Genomic DNA, 20,046 nt, shown 5'->3' with positions numbered 1-20,046 from the left:
TGCTGACGCATCGGGCCGTTGACCCATCTCGAATTTTCGATGTCAAGCCAGAATCTTGGCGAAAATTCGAGAACAGAACCAAAGGTCGTTTTCAACGACCGTTGGTATCAGTCCTTCTCGGCCACGCCGGACAGGGAGCCCCTACACAACGCTGTCTTTGCCGGCGACATACCGATTGATGCAGGTCCCCGGCAGACGGGTCCATTGCCAGACATGCCCCTGGTAGGTCGGCTGCCGTTTCGTCTGCCCGGGACCCACCATGCCGTAGCTCTTGAGATCGCCGTTGAAATCGACCCAGTCCAGCCGCAGCACCTCATTGCTGATGTTCTTGAACGTCATGGTGATCGGCAAGGAACTCTCTGGCGACCGCTTCGGCGCCTGAGTGCAGCTTGGATAGGCATGGGCCTCGCCGGCTGCAAAAACCGCAAGAACGGCACAGAGTGAAAGCGCCTTGTAGGTCATGGTTTGCCCCTATCGGTCAGATCGACGCGGGATGGATGCGGACGCGGCGCTCGGATCGGCGATGCGTCGAGACGCCGTGCACGCCATCGTCCCGACCCGCGCGACGAGGCCCGCCGGCGGATCGTTCGGATGCTTTCGTCCGATGGCACGTGCCGACACGTTTGGCTCGCCTCAAAACCATTGGCTCCGCGGGAAACCATCCGGCGCTTGCGCGCCTGCAACCTGTCTCGCGATTGCAAGCCTGGTCCGGTGGTGCGTCGGAGTGCAAGTGCCCGCGGAGTGACCGCAGAGTGACCGCAGAGTGACCCCCAGCGGCCGATCCTCACGCGCAGCGACAGGCGTGCAGGAGTGATGCCAACGGTCGAAAGCAAACGACCCTTGGTGCCGTTCTCGAAGGTCCGCCAATCCTCTGGCTTGGCGTCGAAAATTCGGGATGGATCGACGCCCCCGGTCATCGTCGATCGCAAGCGGGCGGCCTCGGGTGCGCCAGCGACCGCGCCGGGCTCACAGCCGTGGCCGCGGCCTGAGATGCCGCAACGGCATCTCGTGCGAGGGTTGCACCTTGGTCACGCTCTCCACGATCGGTGGTCAGGCGGCGCCTCGGGGTCTGGCCTCGCCCGGAGCTTGGCCTTACGGCTTGCCACGATGCCGGCACGGACAGGGTGCCGCCGGGAGGGGCGCGTGGCGAAGCCGTTCTTTGAGAGGCCGATTCTCAACTCCCCCTACGAGGCCCCGACGCAGCATCACGCCCTCGACGAGGAGGGCCGGCCGCTCGATCTGCCGCCGATCCAGGGGCGGCGACGCTCGGAGCTGATCACGCCGGCCGTCCCGAAGCCGAAGAAGCAGACGGGCAAGGGCAAGCAGGACGACATGCCCCTGGGCGATGCGTCCGACCTGTCCTCCCCGGAGCAGGCCTACACGACGGGCCGCCTCATCAACGAGATCCGCAGCCACGTCGCGTCCTGGCGCGGCCTGCCCAACCCGGCGGATTGGGGCGTGACCCCGCGACGACCCAGCGGCTGCTCCAGCACTGGCGCCGCGACGGCGACTGGCACGGCCCGCGGCCGTTCTTCTGCTAAGCAGACTTGCGTTGGCAGGCCAACGCTTCGTCTGCTTAGGGTCTTGTTTGATCGCAGATTTTTGCCGCCGAACCGGCGACCACTTCGGCGAAATCTGCTTTGAGCGCTTCACGATCGCATTGCAATCGCGAAGCTTCTCTCGCTCGTTGGTTTTGCCGCATTGTCTGCGACGAACCGGTCTCCACTTCGTCGGAAAATGCTGTGCAGCAGCACCCGATCACGTTGCAATCAGGTGCCGCTGTCGCAGAACTCACGCAGTGCGCATTATGGTACTCGAATGAGTGATATCTTGTTTTTATAATCTATCATCATCTCATTTGATAATATTGCCTGCCGCTGCCCGTTTCCCGGTCGCTCGGTCATCGTCGACTGCGAAAACCCAAACGGTCCCCCCCTGCGGAATGTCCTTCTCCCAGCCGTGCTCGTCGGCCATGATACCTTGAACCAGGGCCGAGTCGACACCCCACCCTGAAACGACGGCGACATACTGCTTGCCGTCGATGGCATAGCTAATGGGAGGCGAAATGATACCGGAATTGGTCTTGAAGCTCCAGACCTCCTTGCCGGTCTTGCCGTCATAGGCGCGGAACATTCGGTCGCTCGTGCCACCTGTGAAAATCAGGTCCGTCGCCGTCGACAGGATCGATCCCCACATCCATGACTTGGCGTAGGTATCACGCCAGACTTCCTTGTTTGTGTTAGCGTCGATCGCCTGGATACCGCCGATATACTTTGCGTCCTTGTCGATGAGAAGCTTGATATCGGTAATGTCGACGCCGGCGGACCACTGCCCCGGGATCCGTTCCTGGATCTTGCCTTCGTACTTCATGCAGTGGTTGTCGTTGAACGGGACGTAGAGCATCCCGGTCTTCGGGTTGAAGGACTCGTAGGGCCAATCCTTGCCGCCCCACACGCTCGGGCAGTACGTGCCGGCCCGGCCCGTACCCGGAATGCCCGCGGGATTGTAAGTCGGCCGGCCCGTCTTCGGATCGACGCTGGAGAACACCGTATTCTTCACGAACGGCCGGGCGTCGAGAAAGCTGATCTGACCCTCATTGGAGCGGCCGAGGCGGTAGAGGTAGCCGTTGCGCTGCGCGCTGATCATCGCCGGCACCTTCTTGCCGTCGCGATCGAGCTCGATCAGGGTCGGCGCGTTCATTGCGGCCCAATCCCATGAATCGTTCCAGTGATACTGGAAGTGACTCTTGATCTTGCCATCCGACGGGTTCAGCGCGACGACGGAGGCGACGTAGAGGTTGTCGCCCGGCCGCTGGTCGCCGAGCCAGGGCGAGCCGTTGCCGACGCCCCAGTACAGGACATCGTTCTTGGCATCGTAGTTCCCCGGCATCCACATCGTGCCGCCGCCGATCTTCCAGGCATCCTTCCAGCGCCCGTCCTTCGGCCAGGTCTCGGACCCCGGCTGGCCGGGGGTCGGCACGGCCCAGAACGTCCAGGCTTCCTTGCCGGTCTCGGCGTCGAACGCCTTCAGGAAGCCGCGGACGCCGAACTCGCCCCCGGACGGGCCGATCATGATCTTGCCGTTGACCGCGACCGGCGCCGAGGTGATGTAGGCGCCCTGCGTCCAGTCGCAGACCTCGACGTCCCACACGACCTTGCCGGTCTTGGCGTCGAGCGCGACCAGGCGGCAGTCGAGGCCGGCGACGAAGACCTTGTCGCCCCAGAGCGCGACGCCGCGATTGGTATAGTGGAAGGCGCTGAAGCCCTCGGGAAAATCGCGCTTGTAGCGCCAGACCGAGTCGCCGGTCTTCGCGTTCATCGCGATCACCTGGTTGTAGGGGGTCGCGACGTACATGACTCCGTTGTTCACGATCGGCGGCGCCTCATGGCCCGACGTGACGCCGGTCGAATAGCTCCAGACCGGGCGAAGGTTCTTGACGTTGCTCGCCGAGATCTGATCGAGCGGGGTATAGCTCCAGCCGGCGTAGTTGCCCTTGGCCATCAGCCAGTTCTCCGGCTCCGGGTTGGACAGCCGTTCCTGAGTGACTGGGGTATAGCTTTTCAAAGGTTCCGCCAAACCCAGTGTTGGGATCATGACGGTCGAGAGCAAAGCCAGGGACAGCGAGCGCAACATGGCGTTTTCCTCCGGTATCGCACGGTTCCCGCGCTGAGATTTTATTGTGAAGTGGCCGCACCGAGCGCGCCGGTGAACGCGCCAGCAACGGTGACGAAACCGTCCGCGACGGCCACCGGCAGGCCAGCGAGGCGACGGGTGGCAGGACCTGTCAGGATGGCACCGTTATCCGCCAGGTCGAAGCGCGAGCCGTGACAGGTGCAGACCACCGAGCGGTTGTCGCCGTCGAGCAAGGTGATCGGGCAGCCGTTGTGGGTGCAGATCGCCGAGTATGCGACGATGCCACCTGCGGCCCGCGGCGCCGTGGCTGGCGTGAGGGCGGAGGGATCGGTGCGGATCAGCAGAACCTGGTTGACGCGCGACCCGCTGCGGATGGTCTCGGTGGCCGGGTCGACGGGATAGGCGAGGCGAGGCGGATCGCCGATCTTGATGTCGGCCGCCATCACCGGCTTGTCCTTGTTCTCGCCGCTGAGATACGCGAAGCGGTCGCCGGGTTGAGGCCGCAGAGCCTTCGGATTGGGCGCCCTGGCGGGGGGCGCGCCAGCGCCGGGCTCTCCTACCGCCAGGGCCGGAGTTGTCGGAGCGATCAGCAGCGCGATGCCGGCCGTGAGAATGTCCCGTCGCGGCCAAACCGTGGCCGCATAGTCGCACAGGCACGGCGCCTGCGTGGTCTCGTCACTCATGATGATCTCTCTGGGACATGGCGTGTGGGGCGGATCCGTCTTGCCGTTGCGGCCGGTCGCCGGTGCGTCCGCGCAGCGCACAGGCGCTCATGCGGTCTCCGCGCGACATCGGCGCATGGAGAGCCCTCCCGTTTCCTCATGGTTTTTGTTATCGGGCAGACGACAAGCTTACCTGCCGGCGCCTAGACAAACGGTAGCACCACTAATTTCCATATTGCAACGGCTCATGCTCGAGAAATCGAACGAAACATTATGATAATAAAATCATAATAAAACCATTGCATCTCGTTTTTGTTGCACGCGGCGGCCGACCATGAAATATCGTCAGGAGATGCGCCTGAACGAGACTAACCGTCTTGCATCGAAGGCATCGCTGTAACAGCCCAGCCATCGCACGGCCTGTCGACGGGTGAGGATCGCTGTGCCGCCCCTTGTTCATGGCGTGAAACTCGGAACACGCTCGACGGGAATAATCGGCATCCTAGCTGCGCATGTTCCACAGCCGCGGTCTCGTCCCGAGGGACGGGCGTCCATGAGCCTTGAAGAAGGTCGCGCGGTTGGACAGACACATCCGACTTCGTCTTTTGAAATCGTTGGTCCTCAATCGCCCGCCCCGAGGACGAGCGGGCCGATGGCAGACACCGGCACCCATCGACAATCCACATCGATATGCGCAATCTATTTCTTGAGAGGAAGATTGCATACACAGCCAATCTTGCTTGTTTTTCGTCAATCCTTGCTCGAGCAAGCATCGCGACATTTCAACATGGAGGCGACGTGTTAATCAAAAAAATGGTTCCTGCACTCGTCGTGGCACTCTGGTCGACCGAAACCCGAGCCATCGATTGGGAGAGTCACGTTTTGCTCACCGAAGCCGGTCGACCACTGCTCGTCTCGACATCGGACGGTGCCAGCGACGCTCAGACGATGGGTGAGACCTCATCCTTGTTCCGGCGCATCACGGCTGATGGGACGGAATGTGAGGCCAAGGACGGCAAGACGAGGCGCATCCGGATCGTCTGCACGGCGAAAGGAACGCATTCGGTGTCGGTCTACATCGGCACAATTGTCGGCTCCGGCCAGTTCCTCATCCAGCAGGTTGCGATCAACACCCGCATGCTTCCAGCGGCCGAGCGGGTCGCGCACGTCAAAAATCTACTGTCCCACGAGTGATACCATCGGCCCAAGATGCTGACGCATCGGACCGATGAACCATCTCAAATTTTCGATACTCAGTCAAAGGCTGAGCAAAAATTGGAGAACGGAACCAAAGGTCGTTTTCTTTCGACCGTTGGTATGACTGTGCCGCTCTGCGTCACTGCTCCAGGTTGACGCTTCAGCACCGCGCCTTCTTCATCAGCGTCAGCCCGAGCATTTTCCGACCAAGTGGACACCGGTTGCTCGCAGACAATGCGGCAAAATCACATCCCTAGAGCACTGCCCGATTGCACCGTGATCGGCCAGTGCTCTAGGCTGAGGTATCTCGGCGCAAGACTTCGAGGTGGTCGCGGCCATGACCCATTCGGGACGATCCATCTTGGTTGCGGTCGCGGTCGGCACCGCCCTGTCCGGACCGGCTTCGGCCGGCGAGGGACGGCTGGCCGCGCTCTATCCGCAGGATGGCCGTCGGGCCATGACGGGCGCGGATTTCGCCCGGTTCCCCGGTGCAGGTGTCCTCTTCTGCCGCGACGCTTCGGGCGTGCCGAAGCGGGCCGCCGCCGCCTGGCTGATCGCCGGGCCGCGGGTCGTCATGCTCAATGCCCACAACTTTCGCAGCCGGCGGCTCGAGGTCACCCGCGCGGTGGCCGATTGCTTCTTCCAGATCGCCGGCCGCAACTACGATTTCGAGCCGGACAGCCTGCAACTCGGGGTCCGGCCCGGCGCGGAGGCGCTGCACATCACGGACGACTGGGCGCTGCTCCACCTCAAGGAACCGGTCACGGCAGCGGTCGCGCAGCCGGTCACGGACGCGCCGGCCGGGCTGCGAACCGGGAGCGAGACCATCGCGGTGACGATGGTCTCGCCGGCCGGCCACGAGAATTTCGGCAGCGCGACAAGCCTCGAAACCTGCGCCATCCGGCAGATCGACCCGCCCGGCGAGGACGGCATCCGGCAGGCCCGGCACGATTGCAACAACGGCTATGGCGGGTCCGGCTCCGGCCTGTTCGATGCCGGGGGCAGCCTGATCGCGATGCAGAGCGCATCCCTGTCGATGAATTCCCGCCGCCCCTACGACGGCGAGTTCCATTACGGCTCGGCCCTGCTGCTCGAGGGCGCCCTCGTCGACGCCCTGCGCGATGCGGCTCGCCGCACTCGGTGACCGGTCAGCCAGGACCGAGCAGGCCCGGCACCACCGTCCCGTTCGGGCCGAAACTCTCCTGCGCCTTGCGGCAGCTCGCCTCCGGGTCCTTCTGGTAGACCTGGGTGTAGGCGGCAGAGCGGATCAGCGGCTCGCCGTGGGACAGGGCGGCGAGGTCGGTGCCGAGCCGTTCCACGACCTCGCGGAACCGGGCGTAATCGGGTTTCGTGCCGGGACAGGACTCGACCACGAACCGGACCAGACCCGCGAGCTTGACGGCGTCGTTGCTGACCGCGGCCGTGTCGGCCGGCCTCGGACCATCGGCGGTCTCGGCGGCGGTGAGCACGAGGGCGAACAGAGAAATGGCATGGACGATCAAGACAGACTCCTTGTGTGGTGGCGGAATCGATGCCGGACCGCGTCCCCTCGCGTGACGGCAAGACGATGGTCGATCGAGACCATCCCCGCGCGCACCCGATGGAAGGCCGCCAGCAGGTCGGATGTCGTGGTGTCCTTGAGCAGGTAACCGGTCGCCCCGGCGGCCAGGGCGCGGGCGACGACGATCGGATCATCGTTCATGCTGAACACGAGAATGCGTGCCTCCGGCGCGACGGCGCGAATGCGCGCGATCAGCGAGAACCCGGAGAGAGGGCGGTCGCGATAGGTCATGTCCGCCACCACGACCGTCGGCCGGTTCGCGACGAAACAGCGATAGCCTTCTTCGACATCGCCCGCGCAGTAGACGGCCGCGTGCGCTTCCTCGAACACCATGCCGCAGGCCTGCAAGATGAGAGGGTGATCGTCGACGACGAGCACGCTGCGGTCGGGCATGGCATCCCTCTCCCTCGCGCCTGGTGGGCAGATATCCGGCAGGCCGAGCATTCACCGGGCTGTCGGCGCACTCGGGCTTTGCGCCCCGTAACTGTCCCGGAGGCGGGCGAGGGCCGCGTCATGATCGGCTCCGCCAGCCCGCAGGGTCACGTATTGCTGGCACAGACTGCCGTAGAGTTGCCGACGCCCCGTGGGAGCCGCCACCGCCGTCAGCCCCGCAATCAGCGTGTCGGGCGCCGGCGCGTTCGTCATCATGCCGGCCACCTGCGCCGTGCGATTGGCGATCATGCGCGGATCCTCGATGAAGTGCGGCCGGGCCCGCGCCAAGACATCTCGCAAGACCGCCTGCAATCTCGCCACGGCCGCATCGTCCGGCGGCAGCGTCCGCCCGGCGGCGCGGGCGGCGAGCCAGCGGGCGGGATCGGTGCGGTCGTCCGGCGTCAGCCAGTCGGACCGGGCGCCATCGTCGCGGCGAGCGACGATGGCGGCAGACGCCTCGTGATGGCCCTCCTCCCGGGCCGGCTCGTCGCCGCACGCCGTCAGCACCACGAGGACGAGGGCGGCGGCTCCCCTGACGGCCGTCGATCCGGGCGTCATCGGAGGGAGACCGCGAGGCCGCGGGGGCCGTCCGCCAGGGGCAACCGCGCCAGCTCCCGGCGCGACCGCGGATCGACGAAGGACAGATCACCCGAGAACCAGTTGGCAACCGCGACGCGGCCATCCTCCAGGGCCAGCACGCCCTCGGGGTAGCGGCCGACCGCGACCTCGCCGTCCGGCGCCAGGCGATCGGCGGACACAAGGGCGACGCTGCCGGCATGCTGGCGGCTGACCACGACCGTGCGCCCATCCGCCGTCACGGCGACGCCGTAGGGCATCGCCCCGACCGGCACGGTGGCGACCGGGGCGAGCGTCCGGGTGTCGATGACGGTGAGGTCGTTGCTGCGCACATTCGCCACGTAGAGCCGCTCCCCATCGGGGCTCAGCGCCACCGCGAAAGGGCCCTCGCCGGCGGGCGCGGTACCGCTCACCCGCATCCCGGCCGTGTCGATCGCGACGATCCGGCGATGCTCGCGGTCGGCGACGTAGAGGCGGGCCCCCAGGCGGTCGAGGACGAGGCCGGCGGGATCGGGAACCGGCACGGCCGGGCCCACCGCCTCGCCGGTCCGGGGGTCGCGCCGCACCACCTCGCCCCGGCGCCAGTCGCCGACATAGAGCGCGGATCCGTCGGGCGCGGCGGCGATGCCGAAAGGCGATCCCGGATGGTCCAGGCGCGCGATCACCCGTCCGGCGGGCCCGTCGATCACCGAGATCGCCTTGTGGTCGGGATGGGTGACGTAGACCCGTCCCCCCGGCCCCGTCGCGAGGCCCGCCGGGCCGGGACCGACCAGGATGGTCGCGATCACCCGGGGGGACGCGGGATCGATGCGCGACACCACCCCGCCATCCTGGCTCGCGACATAGATCTCGGCCGCGAGGCTTGCCGGCCCGACGGCCGGCACGCACAGGAATCCGGCGAGGAGGAGCGCCCTCACGGGCCGCCCTCCACCTTGGCCTTCAGCCCGCCGAGCCCGGCCTCGAAATAAGCCTTCATGGCCGTCCGGCCGGCGTCGTCGCTCAACTCCTCCGGCGGCTCGTTGCCGGTATCGCCACGGTAGAAGCGCCCGAACCAGGCGACCTTGCTGCCCGCCCCCTCCGGCGTCACCGTGAGGGTCGCCGAGTAGGACGAAACCGGCAGGGCCTTCAGGTCGGGATCGTCGAGGCGGTAGGAGTAGCTGCGCCGGGCCGCGTCGTATTCGTCGAGGCTCTCGTGCAGGACGCCCCCGTTCTTGAGCGTCAGGGTCCGGGTGTCGCCATTCTTGGTGCCGTCGCCTTTGCTCGTGCCGCTCGCGACAAGCGGGTTCCAGCCGGCGATGCCCGCGAATTTGCCGGCGATCGCCCAAACCTTGTCGGGCGGAGCCGCGATGGTGACCGTGGCCTCGATCTTCTGCGGGGTCGGCCCGTGAGCGAGGGCGACCGTCGCAACGCCGACCGTCATGGCGACACCCAGCGTCGCCATGACGGGGAGGCCGCCGAACAGGGAATCGTGGAACCGACGCATGCTTTACGCTCCGTGACGAAGGCGGGAGACGGTCTCGCGCAGGCGGGCGTGCCAGGGCAGAAGACCGAACAGGACGAGGAGGGCGGCGAGCGCCGAGCCACCGAGGACCGGACGCAGGTCGAGCCGGACCGGGCGCGTCCGCGGCGTCGCCGCCGCCGTGAGGGCGCCCACGAGGCCCCCCGGCGCGTCGAGGGGCGCATAGGCAAGGCCGGTCTCGGCCGCGAGCCCGCGCAGATAGGTTTCGCGCACCGAGGAGAGATGCTCCTGGCCGGGAGCAGCGCTGGCACCGAAGGGTGCGTTGCGCGGGTTGTAGCCCTCCCGCGTCTCCGCATCCGGCGGCGGCGGGCCGAACCGGTTCTCGTGCGGCACGTCATCCGCCCCGTAGAAGCCGATCTCGCGGCCGCGATCGTCGTAGCGGGGGATCGGCGACGGGGAATGGCCGCCGGCCCCGACGATCAGCCCACGCACCGCGCCGGGCTTGCCCTCGAAGGCGGGGCCGCCGCGGGCCGGCAGAGGCGGCGCCTCGTGCCCGTCCGTGACGAAGACGAGGTCGCTGTGAAGATCCGCTGCCAGCCCGATCGCCCGAAAGAGGCCGGCGGCGATCCGGCTGTCGCCCTCCCAGCCCATGCGCCAGTCGAGACCCGCCAGGGCGCCGTCGAGGGCGGCGAAATCGGCGCAGGTCTCGATCGGCTCGAACAGCAGGAAGGTGCGCCGCTCGGCGAACAGCCCGAGGCCGAGGCGCGAGCCGCAAGGAAGGGACGCCGCGAGCCCCCGCAAGGTCGCCTTGGCCTTGTCGAGCCGGCTCACCGGCTTGCCATGAAGGCGCTCGTCGCGGGTATTCATGCTGCCGGTGATGTCGATCACCACCACGGCCTCGACGCGCTGTCCGGTGACGGAGAGGTGTGGCGCGACGCCTGTCAGCGCCGTGAGGGCGAACGCCCCGACGAGCCACCGGCCGCGCGTGTCGGCGGCGAGCCGCGCGAGGGGAACCGGGATCACGGCAGCCCCCGCGGCTGGCCCGGGATGTCGGTCCAGATCTTCTTCGGGTCGGCGGGCATCTCCTCCCCCTGCTCGCGCCCGCGCTCGGGGAAGTCGCGCACGAGGCGCGAGGCGACGTCGAGATTGAACTTGGCGTCCCAGGCTTCGGGCCGGAGCGTGAGCGCGCGGCGATAGGCGTGCCGGGCGAGCCCGACGAGCGGCGTGGCGGGTTCCAGGTCTCCCGCTTCCAGCTTGGCAAAGGCTTGCCGCAGCCGCGCGTTGCCGAGCGCGATCTGCGCCAGCGCGCGCAGGGCCGGTGAGCCGCGGCCGTCGAGAGCCGCGATCAGCGGCTCGACCTCGTCGAGGCGTTCGCGGGCGGCGAGGAAGCGGATGCGGGCCAGCAGCAATTCGGGGACGGCATCGGCGGCGACCGGGCGGTCATGGCCGGCCGCGAGAGCCGCGATGGCGTGGTTGGCGCGCGCATCGCGCCAGGCGAGGCCGGCGCAGGCGAGCGCTCCGACGAGGCCGGCAAGCGGCAGGGCGACGATCAGCACCGGTCGAACGGGCCTCCAGGCCCGCCGCAGGACGCCAGCAAGGGAAGGACGACGGGTGGTCATGCGGCACGCCTGGTCTCGCGGGAGGCCGCCGGGCGGGGCGCGGCGACGCGAGTCGCCAGGCCGGTCTCGGCGAGCTTGCCCGCGAGGAGCAGCCCCATGGCCAGGGCGGCGAGGCCGTAGGCGTACCCGGTGAGATCGCGCTGCGGACGCCGCTCGGTGTAGGAGATCGGCTTGCGTTCCTGACGGTCGATCTCGCGGATCGCCTCCTCCACCGCCCGGGCGTTCTCGGCCTCGAAGGCGCGGTAGGGCACGCCGAGGCTCTTGAAGAACAGGTCGAGATGGCGCTCGGGCGCCGCCTGCGGCGTATCCTCGCCCGCCGGGCGGTCGCCGAGGCCCGGCGCCCCGGCCGTGCGCAGGAAAAGCCAGTACAGGGTCGGGTGGATCTTGGCGAATTCCTCCCGGAGGAGGGGCTGGATGCGCCGGTCGATGACCGCGGCGCCATCCGAGACCAGGAGGAGCACGCGGGAGGCGTCCGGCGCCCCCGGGCCGAATTGCGCCAGCGCCAGGCCGAGGCCGCGGGCGACGTTGGTCGCCTCCAGGCCCGGCCGGTCGATCGCCCGGATGGCCGCCCGCACGGCCTCGTGACGGTCGGTCATCGGCAGCACGGCCATCGGCGAGGTCGAGAAGGCCGATACCGCGACGAGATCGTGCGCCCGGCGGCCGACGAATCCTTCGAGGATCCGCCGCGAGGCGGCGGCCTTCGATTCCTCAAGCCCCAACGGCTGCCTGCCCGCGAAGGTCTCGTTCATGCTGCCGCTGCGGTCGATGAGAAGCGAGATCTGAGCCCCCTCCCCGGTCCGCACCAGGCTCTCGCCGAGGAGGTGCGGTCCGGCGAGGGCGAGGATCAGGAGCCCGATCGCCGCCATGCCGGCGAGCGTCAGCACCGCATCGACGAGGCGCGACAGCCCGTCGGCCGGGACCAGGGCCAGCGAGGGCACCGGGATGCGCGTCTGCGCCGAAGCGGCGAGCGGCAGCAGCGCCAGCGGGAGCAGCCACAGCCAGGCCGGGGCCGTCACCCCGAAGCGGCCGACGAGAGCCATCAGGGACGCGGTCATGACCGCCCTCCCGCCTTCGCCGCCCGCTCCGCCACGGCGAGGCGGCGGGCGGTCGCGACGAGGTCGGGGAACGGGCAAGTCCGCTGCGCCAGCGACGGATCGCGGCCGAAGAAGACCTCGCGGGAGGCCCGGAAGAAGCGGTCGAGCGGCTGGGCCAGGACGGCGTAGGCGGGATGCCGGGCAAGGAAGCCTGCCAGATCCTCGCCCATCACCCGCCGACCGTCCGTGCGGTCGAGGCCGCGATGGAGCGCCAGCAACGCCTCGCGGTAGGCGTCCTCGGCGTCACGGCGGGGGGGGGGGCGGCGGCGGGCCGCGCCCCCCCCCGGGGGCGGGCTCCCGGGGCGCGCGGGGGGGGTTTTCGCGCCCCCCGGGGGGGGGGGGGGGGGGGGGGGGGGGGGGGCCCCCCCGCACCCCCCCCGGGGGGGGGGGGTTGGGGGGGGGGGGGCGCCGCTTCACCCCCCCCCCGCCGCGGGCCCCCGCGAGCCTCGGCGAGACCGTGGTGATCGCCTGGAACGGCTCGACCGAGACCGCGCGTGCGGTCGCCTTCGCGGCGCCGTTCCTGCGCGCCGCGTCCCGGATCGAGGTGCTGGGGGTCGATGCCGGCATGGTTCCGGGCCCGAGCGCCGAGGAGATGGCCGCCGCCCTCAACCGCGGCGGCCTGTCGGCGCAGGGGCGCACGCTCACGGCCGGCCGCCGGACCGTCGGCGAGATCTTCCTGACCGAGGCCGAGGCAATCGGCTGCGATCTCCTGATCAAGGGCGCCTACACCCAGAGCCGCCTGCGCCAGATGATCTTTGGCGGTGCCACCAGCCACATCCTCGCCCATGCCGCCATGCCGGTGCTGATGGCGCATTGACGGAGCCGATTGACGGACCCGATGAGCGATTTCACCCTCGATCCGCGGCTCGCCGCCGATACCATCGCGCTGGGCGACCTCGCCCTGTCGAGCGTGCTGCTGCTCGACGACAAGCGCTTCCCCTGGTTCGTCCTGGTGCCGCGGCGGCCCGGCGTGTCGGAACTGACCGACCTGACGCCTGCGGATGCCGCCCGGCTGATGGACGAGACCCGCCTGGCGATCGGCGTGATGCAGGCGCTCGCCAAGCCCGACAAGGTGAATGTCGGGGCGCTCGGCAACATGGTGGCGCAGCTTCACGTCCACGTGATCGGGCGGTTCCGCTCGGATCCGGCCTGGCCGGGGCCGGTCTGGGGACATGGCACCCGGGAGCCGTATCCGGCCCATGCGGCGGCGCAACTCGTCGAGCGGGCACGCGGCTTGTTCGCCGCGGCGTGACCGGGGAGCGCCGCCGCCCGCGTCAGATCGGCTTCACCTCGCCGGGGCGCAGCTTCAGCCGTGCGGCGAGGCGGTCCGAGAGGGTGCCGCTCAGCTCCACCGCCGCGTCCGGCGCCACCGCCTGCACGGCCGCTACGGCTGCGAGAGGATCGCTCGCCATGGCGACGTAGACCCGAAGGGCTGGGGCGCTGGCCCCGTCGTCGGCCGCCGAGACGGCGACGGTGAAAGCGGTCTGCTTCGATTTCTTCGTGGGCATGGGGGTCTATTGCACGATGCTGCGCCCCTGTCTGCGCCCGAGCCAGATCCGGACGCCGGTCGTCTCGCGACATTGCGAGGCGCCGGCCTCGCTGAACCGTGACTTGCGTCAAGCGCCGTTCGCCCCGATCTCGGCAGCACGTTTTGCTGTCGAGGGACAGATCCATGCATATCAAGGTCAAACGCGGCTGGGAGATGCCCGAGCGCCTCGCGACGCCCGAAGCGGTCTTCCTGAACCGCCGGGCGCTTCTCGGCGCTAGCCTCGGGATGGCCGCCGCCTCGCTCGCCGCTGGGCCGGCCTCGGCCGCCGTGCCGGGGGAGGGGACCGGCGCGGTGAAGACCGCCGATCTCTACCCGGCCAAGCGGAACCCGGCCTTTACCCTCGACCGGGCGGTGACGCCGGAGCGTTACAGCGCCGATTACAACAACTTCTATGAGTACGGCACCAACAAGACGGTGACGCCGGGCTCCAACGCCCTCAAGCCCCAGCCCTGGACGATCAAGATCGACGGGCTGGTGGAGAAGCCGTTCGAGATCGGCTTCGAGGATCTGGTGCGCAAGATGGCGCTGGAGGAGCGGCTCTATCGCCACCGCTGCGTCGAGGCGTGGTCGATGGCGGTGCCGTGGACCGGCTTCCCGCTCTCCGCCCTGGTGGCGCTCGCCAAGCCGACCGGCGACGCCAAGTACATCCAGATGCAGACCTTCCTGGACAAGGCGATGGCGCCGGGTCAGCGGGCCTTCTTCTATCCATGGCCCTATACCGAAGGGCTGACGATGGCCGAGGCCAACAACGATTTGGCCTTCATGGTGACGGGCGTCTACGGCAAGCCGCTGCTCAACCAGTTCGGGGCGCCGCTCCGCCTCGCCGTGCCGTGGAAATACGGTTTCAAGTCGGTGAAGTCGATCAACCGCATCACCTTCACGGCGGAGCGGCCCAAGACCTTCTGGGAGGGCCTGCAAGCCTCGGAATACGGCTTCTGGGCCAACGTGAACCCGGCGGTCCCGCATCCACGCTGGAGCCAGGCGAGCGAGCGGGTGCTGGGCACCGACGAGCGGGTCCCGACGCTGATCTACAACGGCTACGGCGCCCAGGTCGCGGACTTGTACAAGGGGCTCGAGAAGGAGCGCCTGTTCGCGTGACGGCGAAGGCCGGCGCATCCCGCGGATGCGCCGGCCCCCCCGCCTCACGCGGTGCCGTCGCCCTGGAGGTAGCCGGAGCGGCGGCTGTCGGGCATCTGGAGCGAAACCAGGAACGCCACGGCGCACATCGCCGTCACGTACCAGTAGAACGTGGTCTCGAAGCCCGCCTCCTTGAAGGTCAGGGCGACGAACTCGGCCGAGCCGCCGAAGAGCGCGTTGGCGATGGCGTAGGACAGGCCGACGCCGAGGGCCCGCACCTCGGCCGGGAACATCTCGGCCTTCACCAGCCCGCTGATCGAGGTGTAGAACGAGACGCAGAGCAATGCCGCGGTGATGAGGGCATAGGCCAGGAACGGGTTCTGCGCTCCGGCGATCGCGTGCAGCAGCGGCACCGTCAGCAGCGTGGTCGACGCCCCGAACAGCAGCATCGCCGTCTTGCGGCCGAACTTGTCGGCGAACATCCCGAAGAACGGCTGCGCCACCATGTAGGTGAACAATACGGCCGTCATCACCAGGTTGGCGGTCTTCTTGTCCATATGGGTCGTGTTCACCAGGTACTTCTGCATGTACGTGGTGAAGGTGTAGAAGATCAGTGAGCCACCGGCGGTGTAGCCGAGCACGGTGAGGAAGGCGCGGCGATGGTTGCGCCAGATCGACGCCATGCTGCCGGCCTCCCGCGAGGTGCGGGTCTCGGCGGTCGAGGTCTCGTGCAGCGAGCGCCGCAGGTAGAGGGCGACCACCGCCGCCGCGGCGCCGATGAGGAACGGGATGCGCCAGCCCCAGGCGGTCATCGCCTTGTCGTCGAGGCTGAGCGTCACCAGCACCACGACGAGGGAGGCCAGCAGCTGGCCGCCGATCAGCGTGACGTACTGGAACGAGCCGTAGAAGCCGCGTTTCCCCTTCAGGGCCACCTCGCTCATGTAGGTCGCCGAGGTGCCGTACTCGCCCCCGACCGACAGGCCCTGCGCCATGCGGGCGAAGAGCAGCAGGATGGGCGCGAAGATCCCGATCTGCGCGTAGGTCGGCAGGATCGCGATGACGAGCGAGCCGGCGCACATCATCATCACGGAGATCAGCATCGACGTCTTGCGACCGTAGCGGTCGGCGACGCGGCCGAACAGCCAGCCGCCGATCGGCCGCATCAGGAAGCCGATGGCGAACACCGCCGCGGTGTTGATGAGCTGTACCGTCGGGTCGGCGCCCGGGAAGAACACGTCCTTGAAATAGATCGCCGTGAAGGCATAGGCGTAGAAATCGTACCACTCGACGAGGTTGCCCGACGAAGAGCCGATGATGGCCTTGATGCGAGCCTTGTTGTCGTAGGCGGCGATGGTCGGGTTCGTCGAGGCGAGGCCGTCGGCGGCGGTCGGCGGCGCGGCCCCGGGCCGGCTCTGGGCGGTGGTGGTCATCGCGGGGTCTTGTCTCCTGCCGGGGGTGAGCGAGGGCGGCGGGCGGTCCAGGCGTCCGTGCCGTGCACGGACTTAGCCAAGCGTCCGTGCCGTGCACGGAGCTAGGATGTCGAAGCGTCCGTGCCGTGCACGGAGTTGGGACATCGAAGCGTCCGTGCCGTGCACGGACTAGGAAAATGCCGGTCCGGAGTATAGCCCCGCACCGCACCGTTCCCGAATGTCCACGTCCCTTGCGAGGGTTGTCCGAGGGCTGGAGGCCCGCCGCAAGGTCGTCCCGCCACGTGTCCCCATCCGGACGGACGTGCTGACCGTCACATGGACATCGATGCGGCCGGGATCGACGCCATGCCGCAACGCAACGATTTCGCGCAGTCTTATGGCGGCCCGGCCGGGCAGGCTTCCCGCGGCTTCGCTCCGCCGGTCCCGGTCTCGGCGGCGACCCGCTCGGCCTGGGCCGCCACGGCGGCGTCGAGGTGCGGGCCGAGGCGCTCCCGCGGGGCCGAGATTTCGTCGCCGACCTGAACCCAGCGGGCACCGGTCCATTCCTGGATGGTGAGCGGACGTCGGCCACTATGGTCGGCGCAGGAGAGGCGGACGCGGCGGGCGAAGCCCACGAGGCCGAGTTCCTTCCAGCGCACGGGGTCGAGGTTGATGGCCTCCAGGCCGCGGCGCATCGCGGCCCCGTCGATCCGCGGGCCTCCGGCGAGGCGCTGGCCATTGCGGATCCCCTCGGCCAGGATCACCCCGGCATAGACGCCGCGATTGTAGAGCGGGCCGGGATTGTCCTCCTTGGGCGTGCGCGACAGCCCGGCATCGATCACCAGGAGGTCGATCTGGTCGAAGGCCGGGAAGCTGTCGCCCGGCGCGTGCCAGGTCACGATGCGCAGTCCTTTGGCTGTGAGATCCCGGGCGCCGCCTCCCGGCCGCAGCAGGTCGTCCTCGCCGGTCCAGCCGACCGTCACGATGCGATTCAGGGGCAGCCCGGCGGCGGCCGCGTCCCGCAGGGGCGTGCCGGAGAGGCCGGCGGTGGCGTCGAGGATGACCGCATCGGGATCCGCCGCGCGGACGGCCCGCCACGGCGAGGCGCCGTCCTCCGGCGTCGACTCGTCCGGCAGGGTGTAGGCGCGGAAGGCGAGGCCGGCTTCGGCGGCGAGCGCCCGCAGCACCGGCTCCGGCTCGCGCCCGGCCGGGCTGTCGCGGTGGATATAGGCGAGGCTGCGGCCCTGCGGGCTGTCCTCGCTGCCGCCTTGCGCGAGATGCGCCAGCGCCGCGCCCAAGGCGTCCCAGACCGTGGCCGGCGGCGCGAAGGCCCAGGGCAGCACGTCGCCCCGGGCCATCGCGGCCGGGCCGTAGCCGGCGGCGACGAGGGGCATCCGGTCGGCGGCAAGGCGCGGCAGCAGCGCCAGGGCCGCGTCGGCGCTGCCGGGAACCACCGCGAGGCTGCCCCGGGCGACCGCCGCCTCGTAGCAGGCGCGGGCCCGTGCCGGCTCGCCCCCGGTCTCGCATTCCTCGACCGCGAGCGGCAAGCCGCCGACGCCGCCGTCCCGGCGCCCGAGCATGGTCAGGTAATCGGACAACCCGTTCGCGAGCGCGGTGCCGGCGGCGGCCATCGGCCCGGTGCGTTCGGTGAGCACGGTCAGCGGCAGGCCCTCGGCCGCGGCGGCGGGCCCGGCGAGGAACCCGAGGAGGGCGGCGATGACGGCGGGGCGGGGCGGCATGGCCGTGTCCTGAAGGGCGCGAAGCCAGCGGAGCCTACGCCCGGGCCCGCCCGAGCGATAGATCAGGATGCGAGCACCCGCGCGGCCGGGAACAGCACTTCGACCAGCGTGCCCTCTCCCTTGCGGCTGGAGATCCGCAACGTGGCCCGGTTCGCCTCGACGAGCGCCTTGGTCAGCGGCAGGCCCAGGCCGGTTCCGCCGCCGCGGCGCTGCGTGGTGGCGATCTGGCGGAACGGCTGGAGCGCGGTCTCGACCTCCTCGGGGGTCATGCCGATGCCGGTGTCGCGCACCCGCACGGCGACGCCGCCGCCATCGGTCGCCGCCGTCGAGACGATCACCTGCCCGCCCGCATCCGTGAACTTGATCGCGTTCGAGATCACGTTGAGGGCAGCCTGGCGCAGGCTGCGCTGGTCGGCCAGCACCGCCGGCAGACCGGCGGCGAAGCTCGTTCGCATCACCACCCGCTGCCGCGCGGCCTGGGGCTGCATCAGGGCGACCGACGCCGCCACGAGGTCGTTCAGGGCCATGCCCGCGAAGGCGAGGTCGAGATGGCCGGCCTCGATCTTGGCGAGGTCGAGCAGGTCGTTGACGAGGCTGACCACGTGCTCGCCGGAGGAGCGGATGTCGCGCAGGTAATCGCGGTAGCGGTCGCTGCCGACCGGCCCGAACTGCTCCTCCAGCATCACCTCGGCGAAGCCGATGATGGCGTTGAGCGGCGTGCGGACCTCGTGGCTGATCGTGGCGAGGAAGTCGGATTTCTGGGCGCTGGCGCGCTCGGCCTCGCGGCGGGCCCGGACCAGTTCGGCCTCGGTGCGCCGGGAGGCCGAGACGTCGCGCAGCACCGCGGCGACGCGGCGCTGCGGCCCGCTCGCCACCGGCGCCAGGGTGAGGACGAGGGGCAGCGGGCCGTCTGGCCCCCGCGCCAGCACCTCGTCGCCGGTCGTCGCGGTGGCCCCCGCGCTCGCCCGCAGCAGGGCGGCCTGGGCGGCCGGTCGGCTCTCGGGGGAGAAGAGGCCGATCAGCGGCTCGCCCGCGACTTCGCGCGGATCGGTGCCGAGCAGGTCCTGCGCGCCGCGGTTCATCCCGATGACGCGGCCCTCCTCGTCGAGCACCACCACCCCGTCGGTGACCGCGTCGAGGATCGCCGAGGTCTCGCGCAGATTCGCGTCGCGGTGGGCGAGATGGGCCTCGGCCGCCGCCAGCGACTGGGCCGGGTCGGCATCGGGCAGGCGGCGGATCGTCAGCAGGCTCGCAGGCGCGCCGTCCCATTCGATCACGCTGCCGCTGACCCCGACCGGCACGCTGACGCCGGTCCGGCTCGCCAGGGCGATCGGCGCGCCCTCGCCGGGGCCGGCCGCGGCGGAGGGGTCGCGGCCGCGGAAGATCGCTCCCGGGCCGCCGGCCGCCGCCAGGGCCTCGGGGCTGTCGTAGCCCGCCAGGGTCAGGAGGTGGCGGTTGGCGAGCAGCACCTCCTCGCCGCGATGGACCAGGAGGCCGACCGGCAGGCGCTCGATGAGGCGGGCGAGCACCGCGTCCGTGCCCCGCTCCGGAAGCCGGGCCAGGGCTTGGCACGGGCCCTGGCCCTGAGCGCCGCGGAAGGGCGTCACCGCGCCCCGGGCCGGTCCGCCCTGCGGGGCCGGGTGCGGCGCGGCGTCCGCCCCCTCGGGGTCACCGGCGAACCGCGCGCCGAGCGCCCGGGCGATCTCCCGGAACGCGGCGTGCTCGTTGAGGGACAGCGAGGCCGTGCGCGGCCGCTCCTCCGCCGGGGCGGCGGAGGCCGGGGTCGAGGAACCGGCGGGCGGCGCCGGGCGGGACGCATCCCGGCGCGGCGGCGCTTCGGGTCGGGCCGCACCGGGTGGCGCCGGGTGTAATGTCTCGGCCGCCGCCGCCTCCTGGGGATCGGGCGGTCCGGCCGTCCCCGGGCCGAAGCCCCAGCTCATCCCGAGATGCGCGAAGGGCGCCGCCATCAATCCGGCGAACTCCGCCATGGTCGCCCCGGCGAGGGAGGCGAAGTCGGCCGCGTCCGTCCCCGGCTCGAC

20 protein-coding genes and 2 pseudogenes are annotated in these 20,046 nt (G+C 69.6%); 6 read left to right on the top strand and 16 right to left on the bottom strand.

Annotated elements, in window-relative coordinates; all coding sequences use genetic code 11:
- Positions 1-141 precede the first annotated feature (141 nt).
- Positions 142-462 (bottom strand): VHL beta domain-containing protein, encoded by a 321-nt coding sequence (locus tag VP06_RS05405; RefSeq protein ID WP_082167183.1) that lies wholly within the window; start codon positions 460-462, stop codon positions 142-144.
- A 681-nt stretch (positions 463-1,143) separates the two neighbouring features.
- On the opposite strand from VP06_RS05405, the pseudogene VP06_RS05400 reads away from it, so the two are divergent.
- Positions 1,144-1,538: pseudogene (locus tag VP06_RS05400) on the top strand (restriction endonuclease); the annotation flags it as partial.
- Between the two features lie 316 nt (positions 1,539-1,854).
- On the opposite strand, the gene VP06_RS05395 reads toward VP06_RS05400, so the two are convergent.
- Together VP06_RS05395 and VP06_RS05390 are read right to left on the bottom strand one after the other, a co-directional pair.
- Positions 1,855-3,633, bottom strand: a complete 1,779-nt coding sequence (locus VP06_RS05395; RefSeq protein ID WP_048462799.1) for a PQQ-dependent dehydrogenase, methanol/ethanol family — start codon at positions 3,631-3,633, stop codon at positions 1,855-1,857.
- 41 nt (positions 3,634-3,674) lie between these two features.
- Positions 3,675-4,397: a Rieske (2Fe-2S) protein gene (locus tag VP06_RS05390; protein ID WP_197093143.1), complete on the bottom strand. Its 723-nt coding sequence runs from the start codon at positions 4,395-4,397 to the stop codon at positions 3,675-3,677.
- A gap of 696 nt (positions 4,398-5,093) precedes the next feature.
- On the opposite strand from VP06_RS05390, the gene VP06_RS35965 reads away from it, so the two are divergent.
- On the top strand, positions 5,094-5,489 hold the full coding sequence (locus VP06_RS35965) for a hypothetical protein (protein WP_156295460.1): 396 nt from the start codon (positions 5,094-5,096) through the stop codon (positions 5,487-5,489).
- A 391-nt stretch (positions 5,490-5,880) separates the two neighbouring features.
- A complete protein-coding gene (locus tag VP06_RS05380) occupies positions 5,881-6,636 on the top strand; it encodes a serine protease (RefSeq protein WP_245291064.1) in 756 nt (251 codons plus the stop codon).
- A gap of 4 nt (positions 6,637-6,640) precedes the next feature.
- On the opposite strand, the gene VP06_RS05375 is transcribed toward VP06_RS05380, so the two are convergent.
- The 9 genes from VP06_RS05375 to VP06_RS05335 are packed head-to-tail and all read right to left on the bottom strand — an operon-like array spanning position 6,641 to position 12,451.
- Positions 6,641-6,994, bottom strand: coding sequence for a hypothetical protein (locus VP06_RS05375; RefSeq protein ID WP_053081539.1), 354 nt, complete (start codon positions 6,992-6,994; stop codon positions 6,641-6,643).
- Positions 6,991-7,446: a response regulator gene (locus VP06_RS05370; protein ID WP_053081538.1), complete on the bottom strand. Its 456-nt coding sequence runs from the start codon at positions 7,444-7,446 to the stop codon at positions 6,991-6,993. The genes VP06_RS05375 and VP06_RS05370 overlap by 4 nt, the downstream gene beginning before the upstream one ends.
- 51 nt (positions 7,447-7,497) lie before the next feature.
- Positions 7,498-8,043 carry a hypothetical protein gene (locus VP06_RS05365; RefSeq protein WP_048462795.1) on the bottom strand — a complete coding sequence of 182 codons (546 nt, stop codon included), beginning with the start codon at positions 8,041-8,043 and terminating at the stop codon, positions 7,498-7,500.
- Entirely contained in the window at positions 8,040-8,978 is a 939-nt protein-coding gene (locus VP06_RS05360; protein WP_048462794.1) for a beta-propeller fold lactonase family protein, read from the bottom strand. Before VP06_RS05360 ends, VP06_RS05365 begins: the two co-directional genes overlap by 4 nt.
- Positions 8,975-9,502, bottom strand: a complete 528-nt coding sequence (locus tag VP06_RS05355; RefSeq protein WP_048462804.1) for an SRPBCC family protein — start codon at positions 9,500-9,502, stop codon at positions 8,975-8,977. Before VP06_RS05355 ends, VP06_RS05360 begins: the two co-directional genes overlap by 4 nt.
- A 45-nt stretch (positions 9,503-9,547) precedes the next feature.
- A complete protein-coding gene (locus tag VP06_RS05350) occupies positions 9,548-10,543 on the bottom strand; it encodes a vWA domain-containing protein (RefSeq protein ID WP_048462793.1) in 996 nt (331 codons plus the stop codon).
- Complete coding sequence (locus VP06_RS05345; RefSeq protein ID WP_048462792.1) at positions 10,540-11,139, bottom strand: hypothetical protein; 600 nt, start codon at positions 11,137-11,139, stop codon at positions 10,540-10,542. Before VP06_RS05345 ends, VP06_RS05350 begins: the two co-directional genes overlap by 4 nt.
- Positions 11,136-12,194, bottom strand: coding sequence for a vWA domain-containing protein (locus VP06_RS05340; RefSeq protein ID WP_048462791.1), 1,059 nt, complete (start codon positions 12,192-12,194; stop codon positions 11,136-11,138). Before VP06_RS05340 ends, VP06_RS05345 begins: the two co-directional genes overlap by 4 nt.
- Positions 12,191-12,451 carry a hypothetical protein gene (locus VP06_RS05335; protein ID WP_053081537.1) on the bottom strand — a complete coding sequence of 87 codons (261 nt, stop codon included), beginning with the start codon at positions 12,449-12,451 and terminating at the stop codon, positions 12,191-12,193. Before VP06_RS05335 ends, VP06_RS05340 begins: the two co-directional genes overlap by 4 nt.
- Positions 12,452-12,657: 206 nt before the next feature.
- On the opposite strand from VP06_RS05335, the pseudogene VP06_RS05330 reads away from it, so the two are divergent.
- Both VP06_RS05330 and VP06_RS05325 read left to right on the top strand, forming a co-directional pair.
- Positions 12,658-13,050, top strand: a pseudogene (locus tag VP06_RS05330) (universal stress protein); the annotation flags it as partial.
- Between the two features lie 21 nt (positions 13,051-13,071).
- Positions 13,072-13,485, top strand: coding sequence for an HIT domain-containing protein (locus VP06_RS05325; protein ID WP_048462790.1), 414 nt, complete (start codon positions 13,072-13,074; stop codon positions 13,483-13,485).
- 22 nt (positions 13,486-13,507) lie between these two features.
- Here VP06_RS05325 and VP06_RS05320 read toward each other — a convergent pair whose 3' ends face one another.
- A complete protein-coding gene (locus VP06_RS05320) occupies positions 13,508-13,741 on the bottom strand; it encodes a hypothetical protein (protein WP_048462789.1) in 234 nt (77 codons plus the stop codon).
- A 164-nt stretch (positions 13,742-13,905) separates the two neighbouring features.
- Here VP06_RS05320 and msrP point away from each other — a divergent pair, with 164 nt between their 5' ends.
- Entirely contained in the window at positions 13,906-14,880 is a 975-nt protein-coding gene (msrP, locus tag VP06_RS05315) for a protein-methionine-sulfoxide reductase catalytic subunit MsrP (protein WP_048462788.1), read from the top strand.
- A 44-nt stretch (positions 14,881-14,924) separates the two neighbouring features.
- Here msrP and VP06_RS05310 read toward each other — a convergent pair whose 3' ends face one another.
- The 3 genes from VP06_RS05310 to VP06_RS05300 form a co-directional block, all read right to left on the bottom strand.
- Complete coding sequence (locus VP06_RS05310) at positions 14,925-16,289, bottom strand: MFS family transporter (protein WP_048462787.1); 1,365 nt, start codon at positions 16,287-16,289, stop codon at positions 14,925-14,927.
- Between the two features lie 374 nt (positions 16,290-16,663).
- Positions 16,664-18,007 carry an ABC transporter substrate-binding protein gene (locus VP06_RS05305; protein WP_048462786.1) on the bottom strand — a complete coding sequence of 448 codons (1,344 nt, stop codon included), beginning with the start codon at positions 18,005-18,007 and terminating at the stop codon, positions 16,664-16,666.
- A gap of 62 nt (positions 18,008-18,069) precedes the next feature.
- The coding region (locus VP06_RS05300; RefSeq protein WP_048462785.1) for a PAS domain-containing sensor histidine kinase at positions 18,070-20,046 on the bottom strand (1,977 nt) is incomplete at its 5' end.

It is taken from the genome of Methylobacterium aquaticum, assembly GCF_001043915.1.
Lineage (GTDB): Bacteria > Pseudomonadota > Alphaproteobacteria > Rhizobiales > Beijerinckiaceae > Methylobacterium > Methylobacterium aquaticum.
The sequence above is the reverse complement of the archived record's forward strand: the minus strand, read 5'-3'. Positions and strand labels throughout refer to the sequence as shown.